The following is a 25180-nucleotide window of genomic DNA, read 5'->3' as shown; positions in this document are numbered from 1 at the left end:
CTGCCGACAGACTTTCGACGATTAGGCACTGCATGATGACGGAAATTCCTGCCGACACTGTTTCCGGCCCCGGGCTGACGCAAGAAGAGGTCTGCCGTCTGCGACAGGATTTTCCGATCCTGCATCAGAATGTGCATGGTGATCAGCCGCTGATTTATCTGGATTCAGCGGCGACTTCGCAAAAGCCGCGTCTGGTCATTAACAAGCTGGTGGAAGTCTATGAACAGTATAACTCGAACGTCCATCGCGGCATTCATGCTCTTGGCGACCGCATGACGACTGAGATGGAACTCGCCAGGGAGAAAATTGCGAGGTTCATTGGTGCTGCGACTCCTGATCAGGTGATTTTTACATCGGGAACCACGATGTCAGCCAATCTGGTGGCACATGGCTGGGCGGCCCGAAGACTGCGTCCTGGCGATGAAATTTTGCTCAATGAAATGGAACATCACGCCAATCTTGTTCCCTGGCAGATGGCGGCACAGGCCTCTGGAGCAACGATCCGTTATCTGCCACTCACTGCTGATTGGCAGTTGGATATTTCCCGGCTGGGAGAATTCCTCACGCCTCACACGCGGCTCGTCGCTGTGGCGGGGATGTCGAATGTCACCGGGACGATTCATCCGCTCCAAATTTTGACGGAAGCGGCCCATCAGGTGGGCGCCCGGATCTTTGTTGATGCGGCTCAAAGCGCGGCTCACAGCTCGATCAATGTTCAAACACCGGCGGTTGATTTCCTGGCGTTTTCAGGTCACAAGCTGCTTGGGCCAACGGGTTTAGGGATTCTTTACGGCAAGCTGGATGCTCTCGAGGAAATCGAGCCACTGTTTGGTGGTGGCCATATGATTCGAGAGGTCACGAAGGCAGGATCCACATGGGCGGATCTGCCAGCACGGTTAGAAGCGGGGACGGCTCCGTTTGTGCAGACGGCGGGCATGGGAGCCGCGGTGGACTATCTTGAAGCGGTTGGAATGGAGAATATTGCGGCCTATGAGCACACGCTGCTGACGTTAGCCCGCAAGCGGCTTTCAGAAATCCCTGGCGTGAAAATTTATGGCCCCGATTCTCAGTATCAAGGGGCAATTGTCAGTCTGACAATTGATGGGGTTCATGCCCATGATCTGGCTGATCTGCTGGATCGGCAAGGGGTTGCGATCCGTGCAGGTCATCACTGTACGATGCCGCTGCATGAGCTTTTTGGTGTTGCGGCCACTGCTCGCGCCAGTTTTGCGTTCTATAACACACCCGAGGAAATTGAGCATCTGGCGGTCGGCATGGAAAAATCGATCGAGGTCTTTCAGCGACGTTCCCGGCCCCGCTCCCGAGAAGCGAGATCCTCTTGAAATCTGCCAGTGAGAGGGCGATCGGCTTTTTCTTTGAAGCCGTTCTGTCGTGACATTTTCTGCAATCACAATCTCAGCTGACTGGATTGGCCCTGACGTTTTTCCCCGTTAGGATTCCTTTTTCTTAGTTTCCGAGACTGCGAACAGACCTCGGAGTGGGAAGCTGACCTTTTAGTGCAGGGTCACCTCTTTTTGACCCATGCAAGGAATCTGTGCATGAACTCTGATCCCACGCCTGAAGTCGGCGTCATTATGGGGAGCAAGTCGGACTGGGAGACCATGCGTCACGCCACCGAAATTCTGGCGCAGTATGGTGTGGCTTTTGAGAAGAAAATCGTCTCAGCTCATCGGACTCCCGAGTGGATGTGCGAATACGCCCGATCGGCTGAAGAGCGTGGCCTGAAGGTGATTATTGCTGGCGCGGGGGGAGCGGCTCATTTGCCGGGGATGGTGGCCAGCCAGACGATCCTGCCGGTGCTGGGAGTTCCTGTGCAGAGCCGGGCCTTGCAAGGATTGGATTCACTCCTTTCGATTGTGCAGATGCCCGGTGGTATTCCTGTTGGCACGCTGGCGATTGGTGAAGCGGGCGCCAAGAATGCGGCTTTACTCGCTTTACGGATTCTGGCGATTAACTCTCCTGATCTGGCCCGGCAACTTCATCAGTTTCACGACGATCAACGCAATAAAGTCCTTTCCGAGACGCTTCCATGAGTGGGATTCAACGCCCTCAACCCATTCTTCCCGGTGCGACTTTGGGCGTTCTTGGAAGTGGTCAGTTGGGCCGCATGTTTACGATTGCTGCCCGCAGGCTGGGCTACCGGGTTCATGTCCTTTCGCCTGATGACGATACACCCACGGGGCAGGTGGCTGATGTCGAAATTCAAGCGGCATATGATGATCTGGATGCTGTTGCCCGGTTTGCACAGAGTGTCTCTGTTGTCACCTTTGAATTTGAGAATGTTCCGTCTGCTACGACAAACATCATCGACCGGTATTGCCCTGTGCGGCCGGGTGGCAATGTGCTGCATACGACTCAGCATCGGTTTCGTGAGAAGTCTTTTTTTGCCTCGCGTGGGCTGCCTGTCACTCCCTTTCGCCGGGTGACAAGTCTGGAAGAACTGGAGTCGGCGCTGGCGGAGCTAAAGACCCCTGCCGTGCTGAAGACCGCGGCCTGGGGATATGATGGTAAAGGCCAGGCAATCATCAAGTCTCCCGAGAGTGCGGCAACCGCCTGGGAAAGTCTGAAGACCGATGAAGCGATTCTGGAGGCCTTTATTGACTATGAATGTGAGGTCTCAGTCATCGTGGCTCGTGGGCCATCGGGTGAAACGGCGACTTACGGGCCATTTCGTAATCAGCACTCGAACCATATTCTCGATGTGACCACGTTCCCGGCAGGCTTGTCTGAGAAAGTTGAGCAAGCCGCTCTTGAGGTTTCGCGTCAGGCGACGATGGCGCTGGATGTTACGGGAGTTCTTTGTGTGGAACTGTTTGTGACAACCTCGGGCGAGGTCATGATCAATGAGGTTGCTCCCAGGCCGCATAACTCGGGACACTTGACGATTGACGGCCATGTGACCTGCCAGTTTGAGCAACAGGTCAGAGCGATTTGCGGTCTGCCGCTGGGATCACATCAGTCCCATGGCCCGTGCGCTATGGCGAACCTGCTGGGTGATGTCTGGATGGCTCCAGGACTTGGAGGGGTTCCCAATTGGGCTGATGCCTTTCAACTTCCGAGTGTCAAACTGCACCTTTATGGGAAACAAGAAGCTCGTCCGGGGCGGAAAATGGGCCACTTGACCTCATTGGGAGAATCGCCGATTGTTGCCGAAAAAACCGTCAGGGAAGCCCGGATACGCCTGATGACCCCTGCCGATTAAGTGGCAGGCCGATTGAGAGATAGTGGGGGTAAGTCAAATGCAGGGATGAAGCCCTCTGGCTTCAATTCTGCTTGCCATAGCGGCTGGCTGTATTCAAGTGGGTGTTAATCGTGTTTGGCGATGACAAGTGCCGTGTCACGGCTTTTTTTCGGGTTGATGTCGCCGCAACGTCTTTTGGTATTGGACTATACAACCTGTTCAAACTCTGCTTTTAAGCATTTGACAATGCCCAGGTTTCAAGCTGCCTGGCCTATGGATACAGTGGCGTGCCGTCATTTTGAACATATGGTGAGATCATTCGGCGACGCCTCCTGTGATTTCGTGTGGATGTTTGGCTGGGCGAAGGCCATGAAATCCTGATGTTCGTCATTTGCCCGGATTATTGGTACGACTTCTGCTGTAAAGTCGCCAGTAGGGAATTGACATGATGAAGATCTCATCTTCTAATGCCGATGTCGTGTTTTGCGGCTGAGTGTCCAGAGAAGTTGAGAGACTTAAGAAATCCTTCCAGTTGGCGACGGTCTGGTCGCCGATGGTTGCGAATTTCGATGGAGTTTCTCAGTTTGATCTGGTGCTCATTCACTTCCGCATTCGACCAATGCTGATTGCTTCAGCCATCGGTTCCTGCCAGAGTCCGACCAGCCATTTTCGTACGAGAGGAAAGCATCAATGCGTTCGACGTGGATCTCCTTGGCCAGCTGTGCCGCCCTGACAGCCGCTCTTGTTTGCAGCAGTACGGCTGAAGCCCGCCCGCCTTACCTGACTGCCTTCAAGGACACTTACGTCAAGCTTGCTGATAAGGCCGGTGGTGTGAAGTGCGGGGTTTGTCACTTTGGTGAGAGCAAGAAAAACACCAACGATTTCGGCACAGCCATGAAGGATGCACTGGGTGCCAAGAACGTCAAGGACGCAGAGGCCATTAAGGCTGCGCTCAAGAAGGTTGAACCTGCCAAGAGTTCCACTGAAGGGAAGACTTTTGGTGATCTGATCAAGGCAGGGGAACTTCCCGGCAAGAACCCTGCTTAGTTACAATGATGATTGAAGAATTGACAGCTCCCAAAGGCTTTGGCGATTGGGGGCTGTTTTTTTATACGTGGATGCAGCGGACTTTCACTTTGTAAAGTCTTTGCAAAAACAATCTTTATCAAATTCCGATGAATGTCCTGACAAGTGCCGTGTCACGGCTTTGTTTTCGGGTTGACGTCGCCGCAACGTCCTCCGTTGTCGGACTTAACAACCTGTTGAACCCTACTTTTAAGCTTTGACAATGCACTAGGGTTTTCTTTGCGGGGGATTTGGGGGATTGTTTTTTGACAAAATGATCAGAGCGAGAACCAGAATTCACAACAGATAAACATCTTCAGATTTTCCGTGGGACGGTCGTCGTTTGCGTTAACCGCGATGAGTGAGCCTCTCATTTCGTGGGCCATGTTTATAAGGAACCTTGCGGTTCATGGCATTAAAACTCAGGTATTGGCTGTTCAAGTCAGAACCCAGCGCGTTCTCCATTGATGATCTGGCGAACTCGCCCCAACAAACGGCTTTATGGGATGGCGTGCGCAATTATCAGGCGAGGAATTTCCTGCGTGATGATGTGCGTGTTGGGGATCTGGTTTTGTTCTATCACAGCCGTGAGGAACCACTGGGTGTGGCTGGCAGTATGAAGGTCGTTCGAGCGGGCTATCCTGACCCAAAGCAGTTTGATCCTCAAAGCCCTAATTTTGATGTCAAAAGCCCGCAGGAGGCCCCTCGCTGGGTGGGGGTTGATGTCCAGTTTTTACAGAAATTTCCGGAAGTGATCTCCCGTCAGCAGTTAGCCTCTGATCCGACCTGCGCCGAAATGCTGGTGATGAAGCGAGGCATGCGACTTTCCATTCAACCAGTCACTAAAGCGGAATGGTTGGCCGTTCATCAACTTGCGGGAGTTCGCCCGTGAAGTGGCTGCCGATTCACTGGTTCAAAACCCATTGGTTCTGGCTGAAATGGTTGTTGGCCGCCGCTCTGATGACCTGGCTGGTGCGTTCCAACTGGGAGAATCTGTCAAATCTCAGTGAGCGGACAATCCGCTGGGATTTTTTTGTGCTGGCGTTAATCACCAGTGCGAGTGGTGTTGTGCTGACATTTCTTCGCTGGCATCTGCTGGTTCGAGCCGTTGACCTGCCGATGAATCTCAAAGAAGCCTTTCGCCTGGGGTCGTTGGGGCTGATGTGCAATTATGTCGGGCCAGGTGCTGTTGGGGGGGATGTCATCAAGGGGATGATTCTTGCGAAAGATCACCCCGAGCGTCGCCCAGCCGCTGCGGCGTCAGTGATTTATGATCGCATTCTGGGGTTGATTGCGCTGACCATTGTGGGTGCGGGGGCGGCCTTTCTTCCGACGGAAATTCCTTTTAATCCCCAGTTACAACTGATTATGACGCTGACCTGGGTCGCCGCTGCTGCCGGTGTGCTGGGACTTCTCGTCATTCAGCTTCCTTATCTTCACTATTGGAAATGGGATGTCTTTTTCAGCAAATTTCCGGTGGGCGGGAATCTTGCTCACCAACTCTTTCAAGCCGCCACGCTCTATAAAAATCAGACACCGACGATTATTGCGTGTGTGATCATCAGTATTTTTGGTCATCTGGCGATGCTGCTGTCGTTTTATCTTTGCGCGGAAACCATTCGGGGAGACGACCCGATTCCTGATCTGGTCGCGCACCTGCGGTTTATCCCTGCGGCAGAAGTTTTTGGAGTCCTGATTCCCACGCCCGGAGGAATGGGTGCCTTAGAGGGCGCGATCAAGGCGTTTTATTCGTTGACGGTCGACCCTCACGATGTCGAGGCGATTTCTCGAGCGGCTGGCAATGGATTGCTGATGGCCATTACCAGCCGGGTGATTCAAGTGGCCATCGCTGCGGTGGGTTTGATCTATTATTTTGCGGCCCGGAAAGAGCTGAATTCTTTAGCTCCAATCGAAGATCCGGAAACTTCAGACACAATAAGACCTGCCGCGCCACCACAAATGTCAAATTCCATAAGCCCAACGGAATCCCCCTCGTTGACAGGGCCGTCAACATCACGCTAGAACGGATGTTTGAGATTGCGGCCCTTGGCGGAGCTAGGGGCGTCTGTGGGAGTTACGGACACGCGGCTTGCGTCAGGGAACTGGGTGGACGCACCATATGCCGTTCGCGGTTTCAACAACCGGGATCGCGATATGAATTTTGTTCGACACCCATGGGCCATGGTGACTGCTTGCATTTACAGTGTGATGGCTATTGCCTCACCAGCTGATGCAGGCCAATACTATGGAAGTTACCGTACAAGTTATGCACCGAGTTATTCCTCGGTTCCTGGCGATGGCGGCTGGGCCACATATTACTTCGGAGGGCCACAGAGCTATCCGACAACAAGTAATTACGGCTGGGTAGGAAATTCCTGCAACAGCTGCCAGACCGCTAATTATGCCGTGGCTTCCTGCGATACTTGCAGTCCCTGTGGGAATGCCTGTGCGGGAGGCTGTTTCAATGGGAATTGTGGAACCAACTGTCCCAATGGCAATTGTGCCAACGGTAACTGCACCACGAACATGGCCCCCTCAGGCACTCCCACACCCATTGCTGATCCTAATCCGCCACGTGCCAATCCGACTCGTCCCAACCCTGCTCCGCCCGTTCGCGATGATCGCCCCAGCACTTACGAACCGATCACTCCGCGAGACAGGTACACGCCACCAGCCCGCAATACCTTTGAAGACCCCATGAGCGGGAGCACACCGATGCCGCCGGTTCGCTCGACACCTGAACGCGACGGCTTTGTTCCACGTGACCTTGGTACTGATCCTCCCATGGTGGATCCTGCGAATGGTTCTCAAAACCGTTTCACAGCCCCAGTCGGCCGTGACCCCATGGGGCGAGAACCAATGGGAAGGGAATTGTTCACTCCCTCACGAACGACAGAGCCTGCTGCTGGTTCAGGAGCATCGACCCCCATGCCTCCCATGAGGCGGCCTGCTCCCACGACAGAGCCAGGCACAGGTGGAAGTGATTTTGGGGGATCTTTACGCCCGAATTACGAGACGCCAGCCGCTACTGAGTCCGGGAACTCGACTCCAAAGCCAACGCCTCCTGCCGATGCAGAAAAGGTCGCCCCGGACACAGGGAACAGCTCGATCAAGACACCAGCCCCTACGGAATTCACACCGATTCATTCGATGGAAAAGCCATTAGCCCGGCCTCTGAACCTTGACCAGAAGTTTGTGTCTTCTGGTGTCCTTGTTCGCGAACGCAAGTCTGTGAATGTCACCCGAACTTTGCCTGCTCTCGTCCGCACAGTCGTTCGCCCCCAGAACGACTGGGAACGCGACTTAGCCCCTCAAATGAGCCTTGCCGCCTCCACCCTCCAACACTAACCCCCCTATCGGGGCTTGTGGCGGCGTATGGGGTCAGTTGTTCATCCACGTTTGGGTCTTACGCCGCCCCCTCGCGGGGTTTGTGGCGGCGTATGAAGGTCGGTTGTTGATATACGAATGGGTCTTACGCCGCCAGGGCGGTGGTTCTTGTTGGGGGTGGGGGTGATTGATTTACTCCTTTCTCATTCCGATGGGAGAGGCTGGGTGAGGGTGAGCCGAAGCTTAAATAGCGATCACTACATCTGCGATGCGATATAGTTACCCAGGCACGCTTCTCTACTGATAACGTCCATTGGAAAATCCCTCACCCGGGGCACTGCGTGCCACCCTCTCCCGCCTGCGCGGGCGAGGGTTTCCCCTTGCGTCCCCTTGCGGGGCTTGTGGCGGCGTATGAGGGTCAATCGTTCATCCGCGAATGGGTCTTACGCCGCCAGAAAGCGGTGTTTCTGATACGCTTTCCAGAAATCAATGGCGCGTTGAGACATGCGTAAGGCATGTTTACTCTCAAAGCCGCAAGCAAGGCATACAAGGCTCCGTGAAAACCTGGGATCCGTATCAGTCGGTTGGCGGTGTGATGGCCAGGTCATGGCGGCGTTGTGATTTGTCCCGCACAAAGATAGGCCCCAACTTGACGACGCAATCGCTGCCACTTGCGATGACATTCGCGCAGTCCGGGCTGCCGGTGGGCTTCTTGTTGGGATAAAAGGCATGCGCCCGCTTGAGCTTAACGGGTTGACCGTTTATGCGTGGCCAGCCAAAAGTCACTTCGACGGCGGGAATGCGCGAACGAGGAATCTTTCGTGTGCTATAAACTTCAACAAAGGCCGATTGCCGTGGCCAGAATTTGAACGTCTCTCCTTCAAACCTCAAGCTTCCAATCGTTGTTGAGCAGCAATCTTTGGTCTCGACTTCGCAGGTGAACCATGTGTGTGGTTTCTCGTCGATGACTTCTGTCTCGCCCTTCTTGATTCGGTAGGTATAGGTTCCCTTTGTCCATTCCAGAGGGCGGCGGACACTGGCGAACTCTCCTTCATACCCGGCACTTTCCACGAGGCAGTTCTCACCCGCCACACGCACGTGATCCAGCCCGATCGGTGTTTTTTTGTCATTTGACCATCGCGAGAAGATGGCTCCCTTTCCGGGGAAGACCCGCTCGCGACTTTCCTTACTGGCCCAGCCATTGATGTTTGTTTGAATGCCGCCGTAGCACTGCATTCCACTGATCATCGCCACTCCCATTGGGGCGATGTAAAGATTCATCGTTGAGGGTACATCCCGATCAATCGTGACCGTTTGCTCCAGTATGGTGAAGTCATCCGTCTCGTGATCGAGTTCCCACCAGATGTTGGCCGTGTGCCAGGGAAGCGAAGGAAGAGTGACCCCTGCCGCTTTGGCCATTTCATCGGAACCGGGTTGCTCGGCGGAGAGAGGAGTTTTTTCGGCTGAAGTCTGGAGAACGCCTGGCCCGTCTTTGGCGAATGACAGACCCGTCATCAATAGCCAGGCAGCAGTGCATCGAGTCAGCAACTGATGAGAAGAACACAACCGGGCTATTATGAACGTCATCACCGAACCTCAACGCGAGTGGGAAATCAATCTCAAAATCACTCTGGTCGCACAGGCGCAGGATGTCAATTGAATTGTCGTGGCGTTCATGTCAGATCAACGGCAAAACGGAGACAGAAAACAGATGAGGAGGGGTGTTTTCGCACCGAGATCCCCGTAGATTGATTTTACTCAGAAATTCTACCGGGCTTTACTGCTAAAACTTTTGAAGAGGTCGCGTATGTCAGTTGCTCGAGTTCTCACTCTCCTGATGACCGCCATGGCTTTGGTCGTTGCGGATAGATTGGCCCTGTCGTCCGCTTTGGCAGCGCCGGAGGTGAAGGCCACTCCAAATATTGTGCTGATTTATGTGGATGATCTGGGCTTTGGCGATATTGGCTGCAACGGCGCCACGCGAGTTAAGACGCCGAACATTGATCGGCTTGCTCAAGAAGGATTGAACTTCACCGATGGTCATTCCCCCTCGGCGACGTGCACCCCGTCCCGCTATGCCCTGTTGACAGGAGAGTATGCCTGGCGGAAAAAAGGGACAGGTGTCCTTCCCGGCGATGCGCGACTGATCATTCAACCGGGCCGCCGGACGCTGGCAACGACATTGCAGAATGCGGGATATCACACTGGTGTTGTTGGGAAGTGGCATCTGGGTCTGGGTGACGCCGATCTCAACTGGAACGGCTCCATCAAGCCGGGGCCACTGCAGGTTGGCTTTAATGAGTCGTTCATCATGGCTGCGACGGGTGACCGTGTTCCCTGCGTCTATGTGGATCAGGATCGTGTACTGAATCTTGACCCGAATGATCCGATCACAGTGCAGTTCGGCAAACCCATTGATCCCAGCCTTCCCACCGGAAAATCGCACCCTGAATTACTTACGGTGATGAAGCCCAGTCACGGCCACGACATGACGATTATCAATGGCGTCAGTCGCATCGGCTATATGACCGGAGGAAAGTCTGCGCTGTGGAACGATCAGGAGATGGCGGATGTCTTTACCAACCGGGCGTTGAAATTTCTGGACGACCATCAGGCTAAAAAGAGTGAACAGCCTTTTTTTCTGTTCTTTTCACTGCATGACATTCACGTTCCCCGGTTGCCGCATCCCCGGTTTGTGGGAAGCACTGGCATGGGGCCGCGTGGTGATGTCATTGTTGAAATGGACTGGTGCGTTGGCCAGGTGATGGAAAAGCTCAAATCACTGGGAATTGACAACAACACTCTGGTGATCTTCACCAGTGATAACGGCCCGGTCGTGGATGATGGTTATCTTGATGAAGCCGTTAAAAAACTGGGTGATCACAAACCGGCTGGCCCATGGCGTGGGGGTAAATACAGTGCATTCGAGGGAGGGACGCGTGTGCCGTTCATCACGCGCTGGCCCGGTGTGATCAAGCCGGGAACTTCGCAGGCACTTGTCTGCCAGATTGATTTTCTCGCGTCTCTTGGGAAGCTGGCTGGACAACTTGTTCCTGTTGAAGAACACGGGGATAGCGAAAATGTTCTGCTTGCCCTGCTGGGGCAATCGCCGACAGGGCGGCAGACACTGGTGGAACACGCCGGTGTGCTCAGCTTGCGACAAGGCCCCTGGAAGCTGATTGAACCCGGAAAAGGGCCAGCCCGCACTGCGGCTACCAACACCGAAACCGGCCAGGCTCCCCAATACCGGCTGTTCAATTTGAACGACGATCCGGGGGAGACTCATGACGTTGCCAGCCAGTTCCCTGAGAAGGTCAAGGAGTTGGAAGCGGCTCTGAAACAGATTCGTGCCGCCTCCTGATTTTCTGATCACGTTGCAATACGGCAGCTTCCGCTCCCGTTGGTTAACTCTCCAAAGACCTGAAAATTAAAACCAGAGGCGAATGCCGTGTCACGGCTTTGTCTTAAGGGTGATGTCGCTGCAACGTCCTCCGTTGTCGGACTAAACAACAGAAGAGTCCCGAATTTTATACTTCGACAATGCACGAGGATCGCTATTTGATCCTCGCCTCTGGTTTTGAGTGACGCGAATTCGAGTCGCGTACTTATCACAAGTCTCTTCTCAAACGGCCAGTGATCGAAAAGAGGTTGTGAGTTAAGGCACCAGAATCCCGTTCACGCGAATCTGACCTAACGCATTTCCAGAGATAAACTGGAAGGCACTCCCAGGTACAGACGCATTTCCAAAGGTCACGGTGTTGTTGTTGCTCAGGTCGTCACCGCCAACAAAGGTGATGAAACCAGCCCCCGTGACGGCTTCAAAGACGATCCCTTCTTCAAAGAAGAGGCCTCCGTTATTCGTGAAATTGATATCGTTGCGAGCAATAAAGAACCGACTTCCCACACCCACGGTTTCAAACAACATCCCCTGGGAACCATCATCACTGTCGGTGGTGAAGTTGTCGGTAATATCCAGAATGGAGTTGTTACCGATATTGAATCGCATCGCGCGATTGAAGTCAGTAGCGAAGCCATTCGTTGATGTAAATTGCTCGGTATTACGTGCAATCGTGGCGTTTAATGACCCCGCATGAGAGAAGTCAAATCCGGTGGTGTTTTCCCGAGTCGAGATCAGCCGATTGTCGAGCACCGAGATCAAGTGTGGCTGCGTGGTATTGTTTGAGGCGAATCGCATGCCGATCCGCTCGTTACCGTTATTAGTCCCGGTAATCGTAATGTCGTTCCATTGAGCGTTGGCCGACATCGCATTATTCCACTGAACATTCACAGCGGCGGCACCGTCAATGTCCGAGTTGAGAGTGATCGTGTTACCTTCGCTGAACAGTGCCCCCGGACGTTGTGGAAAGAGGGTATCAAAGTTATTGGGGCCACCGATATTCAGGAACAATCCACCAACATTGGTTGCTTCCGAAACAACACGAATGGCGTCACCACCCTGTTCTGTAATGACGTTTCCTGCAACGCTCCATTGGTAAGCAACGGTTGACACTCCGGTGGGGATGGTCGTTGATGCGGTGTTAGCTCGCAGCAGAATTTCCGGTGTGTCGGTTACTCCACCGTTAGCCTGGAATAGCATCCCTCCAATTTGGACGATATCGACATTGAGAGCTTCAACCCCGTTGCCACCGTTGCCGGTGATCGTTCCGCCAATCGTGTTTCCAAACACGTCGAGCTGAACCATGTTCTGGGCATAGATTCCGTCACCAGCATTATCATTGATCGTCATACCGTTCAAACTGACGATACCGGTATTAGAAAGATAGATACCGTCTGAGTCACCATTCTCAATCACACCACCGCCAATGGTGTTTGTGTTTCCCGTGATTGTGAAAGAGGCATCGGCAGTGCCATTAATTCCTGTATTGTTTATCAATCGGATCGCGGCTTCGTCAGCACCATTGGACGAGACCGAGTCGAATGTCACACTCATGCCCGTGTTGGTAATCACTACCGCTGAGCGACCATTAGCTCCGGCACCGGAACTTTCGGTCGAGTTGATAATGCCGCCGCCGATTGCCAGGCTGTCCGCATTATCAACATAGACGGCGATACCGTCGACGGTGATAACATTCAGGGAGTTAAATGCAACGTTACTTTCGTTATTGATCAGATTTAAACCGGCTCCACCAGTGACCGGACCGGGGAGAAGGGGGCCGCCTGTTGCATTTGTGATCGATACATTACTGAAGAGAATGTCTGCGGTGATATTGTCCTGAATATCGATGGCAGGGGCCGCGCTGCCACTGGGATTATTAATGGAAATTGCGCCCAGGAATGTGACATCAGCATTGGTGTCGGTGATGCTGATGCCCGACAATCCTCGACCAGAGATATTTGTGATTGATGCGGCGGTACCGATCGTGACTGCTGCATCATCATCAGTGATTACGATGCCATGGCCAGCGATCGCTCCTCTGATATCCGTGTTCCCCGAGATGTTAAAGAGGCCTGTATTATTGCTTCCCGCCGCTGTTGAACCGATACGGATGCCGTCACCGCCACTGTCTTGAATGGTGACATTCTGGAACGACGCATTTCCAGAGTTATTTTGAAAGTCAATCCCTGCGTCGCCCACAGCTCCGCTTCCCGACATGCGGACTTCATTGAAGAAGGTTACATCACCCGCATTATTATTCAGGTTAATCCCTTGTCCACCGCGGCCGGTGATAATCAGGGATGTTCCATTGGTGCTGTTGTTGCCGGTGAATGCCACTGTGGTTCCCGCGGCGGTGTTTTGCACCACGACCGCATCATCACCAGGGTTTGTAATGTTCAACGGCCCACGGAATGTCACATTGCGGGTGACGTTGTCGACCAGCACGCTGGTGCCGGTGCTATTTGTGATCGTGGCTTCATCGACGGTCACCACGCTACCGTTGTTCAGAACTTGTACGCCCAGACCGTTGTCGTTCTGGATCTGCGAGCCTGAAAGGTTGACAGAGCCGCCTGTCATCCCCTGAACGAGCAAGGCTGCTCCGCCGGTGCTGGTGATGTCGTTCGCACTGGAATTGGCGTTTCCGGTGAATGAAATGCTGGATGATCCACCTAACACTTCCAGGGCGTTGGCATTCCCATCGGGATCACCAATCGTCGAGTTTTGAATACTCAATGCGCCCTGAGTATCCTGGAGAGAGATTCCTGCCTGACCGCTTCCCGTAACAGAGGTGTTACGGATAAATGACGCTCCCAGATTGCCTGTTCCATAGATCCCGAAACCGCTGGGGTTATCGACGAGGAAGCCGCTGAATTCCGAATTCGCGGCGAGCACGACACCATTGCCCACGGTGTTCTGGATGACAGGCCGGTTCACGCCCGTTGTGGCGTGAGGCATGAGGATATTGCCCAGTCCCTGGACGTTGATCAAATGATCAATCGTGCTGGCTTCACCCAGGACACGAATTCCGGGATCCAGATTGATCGTGCCAGGGTTATTGAACACGCTGTCGGCGTGAACGAAAATGATATCTTCGTTAAGGGCTGCCTGAGCCTGGGCAATTGTCGTCCAGGGGTTTTCTACCGTGCCATCAGAGACCCCTACAAAGTTGCTGTCAACGTGCTGGATGTTGTAAAGGTTTCCGTCTGGGTCGCGGGCCTCGATATCTTCATCAATAACTGTGTTGCGAGCGACCACGACGTTATAGCTACGCCGGACGGGGGTCGTCATGCGGTCGATTTGTGTTTTGCGTTCGCTGTCTCCCTGGCGGAAACCACCAAAAGTCCACTGCACGTTAAATGCGACGTTCGTTTTGAAAACCGCGTCGTTGGCGACTTCTAAACCGACATTAATACTGGGGATCACATTGGCAGCAAGCCGCCCTTTCCAACCCCAGATACTATCAATGCTCTCGTGCTGATAATGATAAAAACCGCCATAGGCACGAACATCATGTCGTTCAAAAAAACCATTGAAGAAGAGCGGAACCCCGACTTCGGCATCAAATCCTTTCGGAGCAATACCCACCACGCGCTGGCGATCAAACAGAATCCGGTAGTCCTGGAATTTCTGGCTTCCATTCACCACATTCTGGCTGATCATTTCCTCCGTTGAACCCACAGGGATGTAGGCATTGACACGGGCATCCCAATAACGGCCCAAAGTTTCCAGGCCAAAACCATAGTCGCTGAATTTCGCGCCGCTGGTTTCGTCATAGTCAAAGTAGGCATTCACGCCAATGATGCGGTCGATGCCTTCAATGTAGTACCTGGCACCACCGCCGACATTAGCGCCGTATTTATCAGAGTTCGAGCGGAAACCACGCAGGTCACCGAACACCATGAAGTTGTCGATGAAGCCGTAAGGCATGATTTCGACGGGAGTAATGGACTCCTGGCGGCCAATCCAGGGGCCGGTGAAGTGTCCAACCCGGAACGCGGTTCCCATGGCTTGACCACTTTGCGTTGATGCCCCTCCCTCATAGAGCGAGGAGCCAACATTCATCGTGGAGTCAGCCAGCCAGTCCTGGGCGGCAGCAGGAGTCGAAGTGGCGACCGTTACAGGAACGGTACCAGCAAGACAAATTCCAGCCGAAAGCCAGCTTGTACGGTGCTGGATCGCATGAGCAAACAATCGGCGCGCAAAATGAGACATCGAGACACCTCAGGTGGTGGCGAAGGGCAGGCTCGAACAGGTGAGACAGTTCGGACAGGGATCGAAAATCAGGAAAACCTTCATTTCGATTGTTAAGGCAGGAGATCAGCCCCAAGGCTGTGACAGGCAAGGAGAGATGTGGAAGCAATCAGGCAGAAAAATCGAGAAACAGAAGACAACCGACAATCACATTCTGCTCATGATCAACACGAGCCGACTGACGTTTGGTTTTTTAACGGGCATGAAATAAATGGGGCAACGTCAATCAGGCAAGAACGGAGCCGGAATTCAGGATTCTTGAGACCTGAAGTTTCATGACTGAAGCGATTTCGGCGTTTTTAGCCGATGGCATGCCCAAAAAGCGAAAACAGGGCCACATTTGACCCTGTTTTGCTCAGAAATCACTCATCAGCGTGACGGCTATTTCCAGTCTGCATCCAGCACAATGCGATACCGTGCCTGCCCTGATTTGAGATGATCAAAGGCTTGATTGATCTCACTGAGAGGGAATGCCTCGGTCACTGGAGCAATCTGGTGACGCTCGCAGAAGTTCAGCATCTTGGCCATGGAAACAGGGCTGCCTGTGGGAGATCCTGAGAAGGATTTTTGACCCATAATCATCGGAAAGGCAATCAGGCCAATCGGTTCGGGAACGGCGCCCACGGTGTGCAACCGTCCCCTTGGGGCCAGCAGATTGATATAAAGGGGCCAGTTGAGTGACACGTTCACCGTCGAGATGATGAGGTCAAACGTCCCCTGATGCTTGGCTAATGCCGCATCATCACGCGAATTCAAAACCCGGTGTGCTCCCAGTTCCATCGCTTCATCACGCTTGGAATCACTGGAGGTAAAGGCGACTACTTCGCAGCCCCAGGCACGGGCAAACTTCAACGCCATATGCCCCAAACCACCAATTCCAACCACTCCCACACGGTCAGTTGGCTTAATCCCAAACTGGAGAAATGGGTTAAATACCGTAATTCCCCCACAAAACAGCGGCCCGGATGTCAGAGGGGCGAGAGCTTCCGGCAGCGGGAGTGCCCATTCGGCCTGACAGTGAACTCGTTCAGCAAACCCACCATGCCGGCCAACAATGGTTCCTTCAGCCGTTGCGCACATGTTGTGATCGCCACTCAAACAAGTTGAGCATGTCATGCAGCTGCGGGATGTCCAACCCACGCCCACTCGCTGGCCAATTCGTGATGAATCCACGCCATCGCCCACGGCCACGATTTTCCCGATGGCTTCGTGCCCACCGACAAACGGGAATTGAGTCATGCCCCAGTCATTCTGAAGCATCGAGAGATCCGAGTGGCAGATGCCGCACGATTCCACCTGCACTTCCACCTGCCCGGGGGGCAGTTCTCCGAGCTTGATTTCAATCAGTTCCAGGGGCTGGCCAATCGCTGTTGCGGCATAGGCTCTGACCGTCGATGTCATATTAACCCTCGATGTTAAGGACACTTCCGTCACCATTGTCTGCTGGCGAACTCATCACAGGCAGCCATTCTTTCACAATCAAGCAATCCTGCAACTCAAAATTCTTTTACAGAGAGTGCTTTGTCAAAGTCAAAACTTCAGATTGAATCGGTTGTTAAGTCTGACAACCTAGGACGTTAAGGCGACATTAACTCCATAACATCGCCGTGATACGCAGGACTCAGCCCCTGAACCTTCTTGTGGAAAAATCCTCAAACAAAGCGATGTACTCAAGATACTCAGTAGACAAAACTATGCCTGATCCGAGAAAGCTCAAAGTGGGTGATCTGGTGCGATTCATTTCGCTGCCGGAGGAATGGCAACGCCTAGGCTATACGCTCCATCGCGAAAGTTTGTCGTTCATGAAAATCCTCATCGAAAGGCATTTTCCCTCTCGCGTCTATGAGATCGACAAATACGGAACACCGTGGATTGCCGCCCGTATCCATGGCAGAGGAAAAATCAAACATCACTCGTGGGCTATTGTCGAGTCAACGGGTTGGCGTCTCGTACGTAGACGTGTGAGCTAAATGCCACCGCATCCCAGGTGGTTTTCAAAATCATCACAAGAAAGCCCCCGCATGTGCTTCCTTCTTTATCTTGCTGCTCAGCATATCCAATCTGAGATTCCCTGGAACGAATCTGAACCTGCGCTGCATACAGCTTCGCGACTAAATCATGATGATCTTATTTGCACGGCTTTTTCACTGTCCAATGTTCGTTACATTGGATCTTCCAAACACTGTGGATGTGGTTTTCGCCATCTCTCATTTCAAAATGGAGATTGGCCAGAAGAGTTTCTCATAGGAACGGATCCCGACTTTGGAGCCGACACACAGGCTGACCATGAGTCGCTGCATCAGTTTCTGCTCAGCCTGTTTCATCAGAACGACAAGATTGAACTGTATGGCTACTGGGATGGTAATTGCCAGTCCCCGCCCGCACGCTATGAAACTATTCATGCAAGTGACATCATTCATCACGATTTTTTCTTTCGAGAACGCTGTCATTACACAGTGATGCCGGATGAAGTCCTTGCGATTTAGAGAAGAGTCGCCCCTTCTGACTTGTCCCTATTCTGATCGGCATGAGTTTTTTGATGTGGTGATTGGTCGAACCAGTCGTGAAGGAAGTCCGGGTGGAGTGGGATTGGGCCAAGCCAGCAGAGGCATCCGAAATTTCTCTTCTGTTATTGATACGTTTCACAACAAGAGATGGCGATCAGGTGTGGCCTGTCTGCAGCTTGGGAGTCAGGCAGGCTTGGCTTCTTTCAACTCACCATTCCAGATAACGATCTGAAATAAAACGACCGAAAGAGTCTTCTTCATTGGTTGTTCTTTAAAAGTCACGCTGTCATCACATACACCCTTTCGCATATGATGTGGACTCACGTGTTTGCACCAGAGGAGAGAAAGCCATGCCGCAGCGTTTTGTCACTTCGCCCATCAGTACAACTTCCCGTCGCACTTTTCTTCAGACCAGCACAGCCGCCATTGCTGCGGCGACAATCCTTCCCGCGCATGTTCTGGGGCGTGAGCAAGCCACGGCCCCTAGCGAGAAGATCACGCTGGGAGTGATTGGCATTGGCCCGCGTTGTACTTACGACCTGAAAGCCATGCTCCAGTTTCCCGATGTCCAATGTGTCGCGATTGCCGATGTTCAGGCCAAGCGGAGGGATGCCGGTAAGAAACTGGTCGATGAGCATTACAAAACCAGCGATTGCCGACTTTACAGCGACTTCCGCGAACTCCTGGATCGTAAGGATATCGACGCTGTCATTGTGGCCACGGGTGACCGTTGGCATGCGGCAGCTTCGATCCTCGCTGCCAAGGCCGGGAAGGATGTCTACAGTGAAAAGCCCTGTGGCATTACCATTCAGGCATGTCAGCAACTGGCCGACACCATGCACAGCCAGCATCGTGTCTTTCAAGCGGGAACCCAACGGCGAAGCGTTCCCAATTTCCAGAAGGCCGTTGAATTTGCTCAGAGCGGCAAGCTTGGCAAGCTCCATACCATGCACGCATCGGTCTATTTGCCGGTGCTCGAGAACAGCTGGCTTCCTGCCGAGACCACGCCTTCCAGAAAGGATGTCGACTGGAACCTGTGGCTGGGGCCAGCAGCCTGGCGGCCGTTCAATCAGAAGTATGTCGATGGCGGCTGGCGCGGTCAGTGGGATTTTGACTCCGGTGCCCGCCTGCTCGATTGGGGCGCTCACACCATCGATCTCTGCCAATGGGCCAACCAGGCCGACGACACCACGCCAATCACCTATGAACCCCAGGAGAAGGCCATCCTTTGTACCTATGCCAATGGTGTGAAGCTGATTGTTGATTTCCTGGAAACCCCCTTTGGTGAACGCTCACCTCAATACATCACCCGCTTGGGAACCTGCCCGGTTCGCTTTATCGGAGACGAAGGTTGGGTTGAAACGGGTGACAGTGGCGAGATTGTCGTTCAACCAGAAGCTCTTGCCAAAGATCAACCTCCCGCCGAAAAACGTGTTCGCGGGCTGGATGTCTCGACACATGCCAGAAACTTTTTTGATTGCATGCGAACGCGAGAAAAAACGACGGCCAATCCCGATGTTATGCGGCGGTCACACATTGCCAGTCACGCGGCAGCAATTGCCTGGATTCTGAAACGCAAGCTCACATTCGATCCCAAGAATGAAACCTTTGTGAATGATCCTGAGGCAAACCTGCTCTGTTCACGCCCTGAGAGAAACTGGGCCGTCTAAATCTTGGTGCGTTCCATGGCTCCTGCTCGATTGCACAATCGCCATCGAGCAGGCTGCCATGATGACGCGGGAGAATTGGGACTATTTCCCGACGAAATAAAGCCGATTCAGGAATCTCTTGTCGGCAGCTCAACAAGGCTGCCGGTGAGTTAAGGAATCGGCTAAGATTGGGTTGACGCCAGCATCTCTGTCACACTGTGGGTGCAGGTTCGCGCCATGGACTCCTGGTATCCTCAGTCGTTGGATTGACCCACATGATCTTCTCACAGAAGAGAATTGAAGCATTCCGTTCATCATGCGAGCCGAAAAGTGTTAACAAAAGCTTGCCAGTCCGCCTGATTGCGGTATTGACAGTGGCGATGGCAATCGGTCTTTGCAGTGGTTGTCAGGACGAGCCTCAGTTTACCCGTGAAGATCAGGAAAAATTACCTGATCACAGCTTTCGCAAATTTGTTCGCCCTCCCCATGAACCGCCACCTGCTCCCCTTGCTTTTGATACCCCGGTTTTGCCTCGCGGGGCCACGGCTGAAGAAACAGCGCAATACCTGGTTGATGGTGTCCGTGAGCGTCAACCAGAACGGTTTATTCTCTTCATGCCGGAATCCTGGCAGAAGGATCTCAGTGAGGTCATGCGCGGCGCCGTCTGGTCAATGGATAGCCGTGTCTGGTCTCGGTTGCTTCATCTGACAGGTCGCTTCAGTTCGGCACTTGAAACCAAGTTAGATTTGTATGTCCAGACGTTGAAGCCGGCTTCACCCTCATCAGATACCAATGTCGCTCTCGTTAAACAAAATTTGAACGAAGCGTTGAGCTTGATTCATGTCGTGACATCCTCGCGCATGATCGATCTGGAACATCTTCGCCGAAGTTCATTTGCCGAACTATTGCGAGAATCTGGTCGGCGAATCATGGGCCGCATTGCCTATGAAGCCGAACTGCGCGGTGAAATTCCCTTTGAATTATTCCAGCGACTGGAGGTCAAGGCTCGAGATGCCGCAGAGGGGGCGTCCAATGAGAACACCTCTCCCCAAGCGGTTGTGATCAGTCTACATGACCCTCAAAGTGGCCACACGCAGGAAGTGGAAATGGTGCAGGTGGAAGGAGCCTGGGTTCCTCGCACCATGGCAGAGGCATGGCCCGAATTTCTGCGGTCTTCACGAGAGTGGGCAAAGACATTCGACAAGATTGACTGGGAGCAACTGAGGCCTCTGTTGAACACTCATCTTGATTTACTGGAAGAGAACATTGCCAGGTTGGAACAAGCTGGCACTCCAGATGATGTCGCCAAAAGTGTGTCTCAGGTGGGTCATGAATACGCCCAGATGGCACAGGTGCTTGCCACTCAATCCATCCGCCAGTTACCCCAAGTCGGCCCGCAGGGAAAAGTGACGATCATTTTGAATCGTCCCCTTTCAGGCCGTGAACTCACGCAGATTCTTGAACGGGCTGTCGGTGCCTCGCCTCGTCCCGATTTGACAGAATATGTCAGCAGCCTGACGAACGGGGAAACGGTCATTGAACTGGGGCCAGTGGATAATCTGGAGACATTCGTCCGAAAGCTTTCGGAATTGAAAGGTTCCTCAGTCGATGATATGTCGCTGGACAAAGAGTCTTTTCAAATCAATGCCGAGAAGCGGGAGATTCGTTGGACATTCACCACGCCTTGATTCGGTGCTCCGCGCAATTGACACTTCCACAAAAATCAACCTACACTCTCAGGTTTTAGCGTCGAGTGCTTATTTTTTGATAAGTGCTTAGAGAGCTTCTCCCAGCGGTGTATCTCGCAAGAATCAGAACGTTGAAAATGACCGGGAAACTCCGCCAGGGCGGCCGGTCATAAAAAAATCAAACGCCATGATTCTTCAGAGATGGCCAACAGATGAGCTTTCCGGGAACGCATGAATCTCGACATTTTTCGTATTTTCCCGCGACCGATAATTCATTGGCCAGACAGACTTTCAACCCCCAAAGATTGGCACTCACGGAGCGACCGTATGACGACCGCAGGCAGTATCGAAAGTTCGCTCCAGGAAACTCGCAAGTTTCATCCCTCCTCTGAGTTCACGGCCGCTGCCCATATTTCCAGCGAAGAACAGTATCAGTCGATGTGGCATCGGGCGAAAGATGACCCCGCGGGTTTCTGGGGAGATCTTTCTGCCGAACTGAAGTGGATCAACCCCTGGAGCGAAGTCCTGACAGGCCAGATGCCTGACACGCGCTGGTTTACCGGTGGACAGATCAACGCCTGCGATAATTGCGTTGATCGGCATCTCACAGGTTGGCGGAAGAATAAAGCCGCTATTATCTGGGAAGGGGAGACTGGCGAAACCCGCGTGCTCACTTACAACGATCTCCACCGGGAAGTCTGCAAGTTTGCCAATGTTCTGAAAAAGCTGGGCGTGACCACCGGTGATCGTGTCACGCTCTATATGCCCATGATTCCCGAATTGACCATCGCCACGCTCGCCTGTGCACGGATTGGCGCCGTCCATTCGATCATTTTCGGCGGCTTCAGTGCCGATGCCGTTGCTGACCGTAATAATGATGCTCAGGCCAAGGTGATCGTCACCGCTGATGGCGGTTGGCGACGTGGGAAAGAAGTCGCTCTCAAAGCGGCTGTTGATGAAAGCCTTGCCAAAAGTCCTACGGTCGAGAAAGTCGTTGTGGTTCGCCGTACCGGGCAGCAGGTGCGCATGCAGACCGATCGTGACTATTGGTGGCATGATCTGATGAGCGATGTCGACCCTTATTGCGACATTGTGCCCGTTGACAGCGAACATCCCCTGTTCATTCTATATACCTCCGGCAGCACGGGAAAACCGAAGGGGGTTCTGCACACCACGGCGGGTTATCTGCTCGGCGCAACAATGACCAGCAAATGGGTCTTTGATCTGAAAGAGGACGATACGTACTGGTGTACCGCTGATATTGGCTGGATCACCGGACATAGCTATGTCGTCTATGGCCCTCTTTCTAATGGGGCCACGGTCGTTATGTATGAAGGGGCGCCGAACTGGCCAGATGAAGGCCGCTTCTGGGAGATTATTGAAAAATACCGCGTCAGCGTTTTCTATACGGCTCCAACCGCCATTCGCGCTTTCATCAAGTGGGGGGATCATTGGCCGCAGGGGCGGGATCTTTCCAGTCTTCGATTGCTAGGCTCAGTGGGAGAACCGATCAACCCCGAAGCCTGGATGTGGTACTACCGTGTGATTGGTGGCGAACGCTGCCCGATTGTTGATACATGGTGGCAAACCGAAACGGGCGCAATCATGATCAGCCCCTTGCCAGGTGTTTCAGCTACGAAGCCCGGAAGTTGCACCCGACCACTCCCCGGCGTGGTTCCCGAAATCGTCAATAAGGATGGAGAAGCTCTCGGCCCGAACGAAGGAGGACTACTTGTCCTCAAGCAGCCATGGCCCAGTATGCTGCGAACGCTCTACGGCGACCATGATCGCTTCAAAGAGACTTATTTCAGCACTATCAAGGGGGCCTACTTTGCCGGTGACGGCGCTCGCCGGGATGCTGATGGTGACATCTGGATCATGGGGCGCGTGGACGATGTTCTCAATGTCTCTGGCCATCGCCTCAGCACTATGGAAGTAGAAAGTGCCCTGGTCGCACACCCGGCTGTCGCAGAAGCGGCTGTCGTGGGCTTCCCGCACGAAATCAAGGGAGAAGGGATCTGTTGCTTTGTCACGTTGAAGTCCGCTGATCCCGAAGGATCCGATTCTCTGACGGCGGATTTGACTCAGCATGTTCGTAAGCACATCGGTGCCCTGGCGACACCTGACAAGATCCGCTACACCACGGCGCTGCCCAAGACGCGTAGCGGAAAAATCATGCGTCGCTTGCTCCGCGATATCGCTGCCGGACGTGAATCGACTCAAGACACGTCAACTCTGGAAGACCTTTCAATCCTGGCCAAACTCCGCGATAGCGACGAAGCCTGATAACGCCTGAGCTTGTCGGTGAAAAAGCTCAATGACGTTGTCAATTTCAGGGCATTAAGGTTTCTGCGCGAGCTGATCTAAGAATGACCTCCTTGATTCCCGGCTTTCAACCGAACGCCGGGAATCAACTTTTAACCAGCTTCAGAACAATCAACTCTGTCGACGACGAATCGTCCTGCCTGTCAGTTCACTGAACCCATTCGTCTGAATGAGCGGTACGTGAATGAGCGATAGAAAATCCATTCCGAACTTCGGGTCACAGGATGTGATTTCTCAGGTGATACTCACTGGGCGTAACTCAGATTCCCGTTGTCACTTTCTGCGACTCTGTCGACAGAACCGACATCGGATCGTTGCAGATTGCCTTCTCGTCACTTTGAACTGAGCGCCAATCCGGGTTGATAGGGCGGCCAGCACTCTGGCATACCATTTGCCTCTTAAATGGTGAAGAGGTCCATCGGCTGTTGCCCATTCAAATCGCGGCTGGCTGACGGCATGCTCCGAAACACGGACTCGACTCTATTGATATGACCTGACGACCCAGAACTGGGCCCGTCATCCGGCAGACATTTTCTTTATCAGTCCGCTTGGGAAAATCGCCATCACATGATGTTCAACCAAATTAAATCGTCGGACATCTGGTCGTTTCTCACGAGTACAATGCTCCATTCTGTTTTGCTCGTCTTGCTCGCGCTCGTCACATTTGCCCCGAATCAATCAGAAGAGCAGATCTCGGCTCTTTTCACGATGGCCTCTGAAGTACCGGCAGCGGAAGACGACCTTGAGATGATTGAATTCGATCTTTCCACACGAGAGCCCGAAGTCGCGAAGGAAGAAGTTCTCGATGCTCAGGCCACAGCAACAGACAGCCTTCTGAGTCTCACAGAAATCCTGGAGCCAGGCCCCACTAAAGAAACAATACAAAGCCTGGGGATGGATATCGGTGAGGACGGGGGAAGTGGGGCATTAACGACAGTCTTTGGGATGGGAACAGAGATTCTCGAAAAAGGATCGCTGGAAGGGAAAGGACTCATCGGAAAGTTCTATGACTTTAAGCAGGATTCAAATCGAAAAAAACTTCCTTACTCGGGTTCTTTCCTTGACTATATGGAAAAAGTGAACCGTATTGCGAATGCCAGATTCTCGGAAGTTTCGACCAGACAGTATTATCAGGCTCCGACGCAACTTATTTTTTCTCAATTACTTATCCCGGCATCGACGAACGCTAACGATGCCCCAAAGGCCTTCAAAGTTGAAAAAGTGGTCGATCCCAGAGGATGGATGGTTCATTATTCCGGGACTGTCATTCCTCCCCGAAGTGGGGAATGGCGATTTGTCGGCTTCTTTGACGACTTGCTCATTGTCTATATCAATAATCAACCGGTTCTTGATGGGTCGTGGGTGCCGATGTGCAATGTCGGAAAAGGCGAGTACGACAAAACACTACGGCAGGAATTCGGTGGCCCAGGGGTTTCTGGCAACCGAACAGCATATGCAGGGAAATGGATCAATCTGCGTGGGCCGACGAAAATTGACATTCTGATCGGCGAAACACCCGGCGGGCTTGTCGGTGGTTTGCTGATGTGCCAGAAGAAGGGCGTGGAGTACAAACTCCGGCCAGATGGGACACCCATTCTCCCACTCTTCGCGACGTCTCTGACAGGCTATGAACGTATCTATCGCGATGCCTTTGCGAATAAATACCGCCTGCTGGATGACCCTCCTCTCTGGAAACCCATTCGCAAGTAAGTTCTGAACTTAGCCAATAGTGAATTTGGCAAGCATTGAACGTCATCTCTATCACTAAG

Annotated in this window: 17 protein-coding genes; 14 read left to right on the top strand and 3 right to left on the bottom strand. The window is 53.1% G+C overall.

Translation table 11 applies throughout. The annotated features are described in order from the left end of the window. Nucleotides 1-32: 32 nt before the first annotated feature. The 7 genes from SH287x_RS14560 to SH287x_RS14530 all read left to right on the top strand — a co-directional run bounded on the left by SH287x_RS14560 (nt 33) and on the right by SH287x_RS14530 (nt 7615). Nucleotides 33-1343, top strand: a complete 1311-nt coding sequence (locus SH287x_RS14560; protein WP_479515057.1) for an aminotransferase class V-fold PLP-dependent enzyme — start codon at nt 33-35, stop codon at nt 1341-1343. Between the two features lie 216 nt (nt 1344-1559). After that, entirely contained in the window at nt 1560-2054 is a 495-nt protein-coding gene (purE, locus tag SH287x_RS14555) for a 5-(carboxyamino)imidazole ribonucleotide mutase (protein ID WP_479515056.1), read from the top strand. After that, a complete protein-coding gene (locus SH287x_RS14550; RefSeq protein WP_479515055.1) occupies nt 2051-3223 on the top strand; it encodes a 5-(carboxyamino)imidazole ribonucleotide synthase in 1173 nt (390 codons plus the stop codon). Before purE ends, SH287x_RS14550 begins: the two co-directional genes overlap by 4 nt. Nucleotides 3224-3892: 669 nt before the next feature. Then, a complete protein-coding gene (locus tag SH287x_RS14545; RefSeq protein WP_479515054.1) occupies nt 3893-4249 on the top strand; it encodes a hypothetical protein in 357 nt (118 codons plus the stop codon). A 427-nt stretch (nt 4250-4676) separates the two neighbouring features. Continuing rightward, nucleotides 4677-5159, top strand: a complete 483-nt coding sequence (locus SH287x_RS14540; protein ID WP_479515053.1) for an EVE domain-containing protein — start codon at nt 4677-4679, stop codon at nt 5157-5159. Beyond that, nucleotides 5156-6289 carry a lysylphosphatidylglycerol synthase transmembrane domain-containing protein gene (locus SH287x_RS14535; protein WP_479515051.1) on the top strand — a complete coding sequence of 378 codons (1134 nt, stop codon included), beginning with the start codon at nt 5156-5158 and terminating at the stop codon, nt 6287-6289. The genes SH287x_RS14540 and SH287x_RS14535 overlap by 4 nt, the downstream gene beginning before the upstream one ends. 84 nt (nt 6290-6373) lie before the next feature. After that, a complete protein-coding gene (locus SH287x_RS14530; protein ID WP_479515050.1) occupies nt 6374-7615 on the top strand; it encodes a hypothetical protein in 1242 nt (413 codons plus the stop codon). A 555-nt stretch (nt 7616-8170) separates the two neighbouring features. On the opposite strand, the gene SH287x_RS14525 is transcribed toward SH287x_RS14530, so the two are convergent. Then, the gene (locus SH287x_RS14525) at nt 8171-9181 is read right to left on the bottom strand and encodes a DUF3472 domain-containing protein (RefSeq protein WP_479515049.1); all 1011 of its coding nucleotides are present in this window, start codon (nt 9179-9181) and stop codon (nt 8171-8173) included. 220 nt (nt 9182-9401) lie between these two features. On the opposite strand from SH287x_RS14525, the gene SH287x_RS14520 reads away from it, so the two are divergent. Continuing rightward, nucleotides 9402-10955 (top strand): sulfatase family protein, encoded by a 1554-nt coding sequence (locus tag SH287x_RS14520; protein ID WP_479515048.1) that lies wholly within the window; start codon nt 9402-9404, stop codon nt 10953-10955. Between the two features lie 294 nt (nt 10956-11249). Here SH287x_RS14520 and SH287x_RS14515 read toward each other — a convergent pair whose 3' ends face one another. Together SH287x_RS14515 and ahr are read right to left on the bottom strand one after the other, a co-directional pair. Beyond that, nucleotides 11250-15203, bottom strand: coding sequence for an inverse autotransporter beta domain-containing protein (locus SH287x_RS14515; protein ID WP_479515047.1), 3954 nt, complete (start codon nt 15201-15203; stop codon nt 11250-11252). Between the two features lie 420 nt (nt 15204-15623). Continuing rightward, nucleotides 15624-16643: an NADPH-dependent aldehyde reductase Ahr gene (ahr, locus tag SH287x_RS14510; RefSeq protein ID WP_479515046.1), complete on the bottom strand. Its 1020-nt coding sequence runs from the start codon at nt 16641-16643 to the stop codon at nt 15624-15626. Nucleotides 16644-16936: 293 nt separating this feature from the next. Here ahr and SH287x_RS14505 point away from each other — a divergent pair, with 293 nt between their 5' ends. The 6 genes from SH287x_RS14505 to SH287x_RS14480 all read left to right on the top strand — a co-directional run bounded on the left by SH287x_RS14505 (nt 16937) and on the right by SH287x_RS14480 (nt 25121). Beyond that, nucleotides 16937-17212 (top strand): hypothetical protein, encoded by a 276-nt coding sequence (locus SH287x_RS14505; protein WP_479515045.1) that lies wholly within the window; start codon nt 16937-16939, stop codon nt 17210-17212. A 51-nt stretch (nt 17213-17263) separates the two neighbouring features. Continuing rightward, nucleotides 17264-17728 carry a hypothetical protein gene (locus SH287x_RS14500; protein WP_479515043.1) on the top strand — a complete coding sequence of 155 codons (465 nt, stop codon included), beginning with the start codon at nt 17264-17266 and terminating at the stop codon, nt 17726-17728. A gap of 371 nt (nt 17729-18099) precedes the next feature. After that, entirely contained in the window at nt 18100-19419 is a 1320-nt protein-coding gene (locus SH287x_RS14495) for a Gfo/Idh/MocA family protein (RefSeq protein ID WP_479515042.1), read from the top strand. A gap of 323 nt (nt 19420-19742) precedes the next feature. After that, nucleotides 19743-21086, top strand: a complete 1344-nt coding sequence (locus tag SH287x_RS14490) for a hypothetical protein (RefSeq protein WP_479515041.1) — start codon at nt 19743-19745, stop codon at nt 21084-21086. 327 nt (nt 21087-21413) lie between these two features. After that, a complete protein-coding gene (acs, locus tag SH287x_RS14485; RefSeq protein WP_479515040.1) occupies nt 21414-23372 on the top strand; it encodes an acetate--CoA ligase in 1959 nt (652 codons plus the stop codon). A gap of 660 nt (nt 23373-24032) precedes the next feature. Continuing rightward, nucleotides 24033-25121 carry a PA14 domain-containing protein gene (locus SH287x_RS14480; protein ID WP_479515039.1) on the top strand — a complete coding sequence of 363 codons (1089 nt, stop codon included), beginning with the start codon at nt 24033-24035 and terminating at the stop codon, nt 25119-25121. Nucleotides 25122-25180 lie beyond the last annotated feature (59 nt).

This window comes from Planctopirus sp. SH287, from assembly GCF_056500625.1.
This window is presented reverse-complemented; position numbering and strand designations above follow the sequence as displayed.

Excerpts from the sequence above, each read along its gene's own strand:
- SH287x_RS14560 (WP_479515057.1), top strand. The coding sequence starts at position 33 with ATGATGACGGAAATTCCTGCCGACACTGTTTCCGGCCCCGGGCTGACG.
- purE (WP_479515056.1), top strand. The coding sequence starts at position 1,560 with ATGAACTCTGATCCCACGCCTGAAGTCGGCGTCATTATGGGGAGCAAG.
- SH287x_RS14550 (WP_479515055.1), top strand. The coding sequence starts at position 2,051 with ATGAGTGGGATTCAACGCCCTCAACCCATTCTTCCCGGTGCGACTTTG.
- SH287x_RS14545 (WP_479515054.1), top strand. The coding sequence starts at position 3,893 with ATGCGTTCGACGTGGATCTCCTTGGCCAGCTGTGCCGCCCTGACAGCC.
- SH287x_RS14540 (WP_479515053.1), top strand. The coding sequence starts at position 4,677 with ATGGCATTAAAACTCAGGTATTGGCTGTTCAAGTCAGAACCCAGCGCG.
- SH287x_RS14525 (WP_479515049.1), bottom strand. The coding sequence starts at position 9,181 with ATGACGTTCATAATAGCCCGGTTGTGTTCTTCTCATCAGTTGCTGACT.
- SH287x_RS14520 (WP_479515048.1), top strand. The coding sequence starts at position 9,402 with ATGTCAGTTGCTCGAGTTCTCACTCTCCTGATGACCGCCATGGCTTTG.
- SH287x_RS14515 (WP_479515047.1), bottom strand. The coding sequence starts at position 15,203 with ATGTCTCATTTTGCGCGCCGATTGTTTGCTCATGCGATCCAGCACCGT.
- ahr (WP_479515046.1), bottom strand. The coding sequence starts at position 16,643 with ATGACATCGACGGTCAGAGCCTATGCCGCAACAGCGATTGGCCAGCCC.
- SH287x_RS14505 (WP_479515045.1), top strand. The coding sequence starts at position 16,937 with ATGCCTGATCCGAGAAAGCTCAAAGTGGGTGATCTGGTGCGATTCATT.
- SH287x_RS14500 (WP_479515043.1), top strand. The coding sequence starts at position 17,264 with ATGTGCTTCCTTCTTTATCTTGCTGCTCAGCATATCCAATCTGAGATT.
- SH287x_RS14495 (WP_479515042.1), top strand. The coding sequence starts at position 18,100 with ATGCCGCAGCGTTTTGTCACTTCGCCCATCAGTACAACTTCCCGTCGC.
- acs (WP_479515040.1), top strand. The coding sequence starts at position 21,414 with ATGACGACCGCAGGCAGTATCGAAAGTTCGCTCCAGGAAACTCGCAAG.
- SH287x_RS14480 (WP_479515039.1), top strand. The coding sequence starts at position 24,033 with ATGCTCCATTCTGTTTTGCTCGTCTTGCTCGCGCTCGTCACATTTGCC.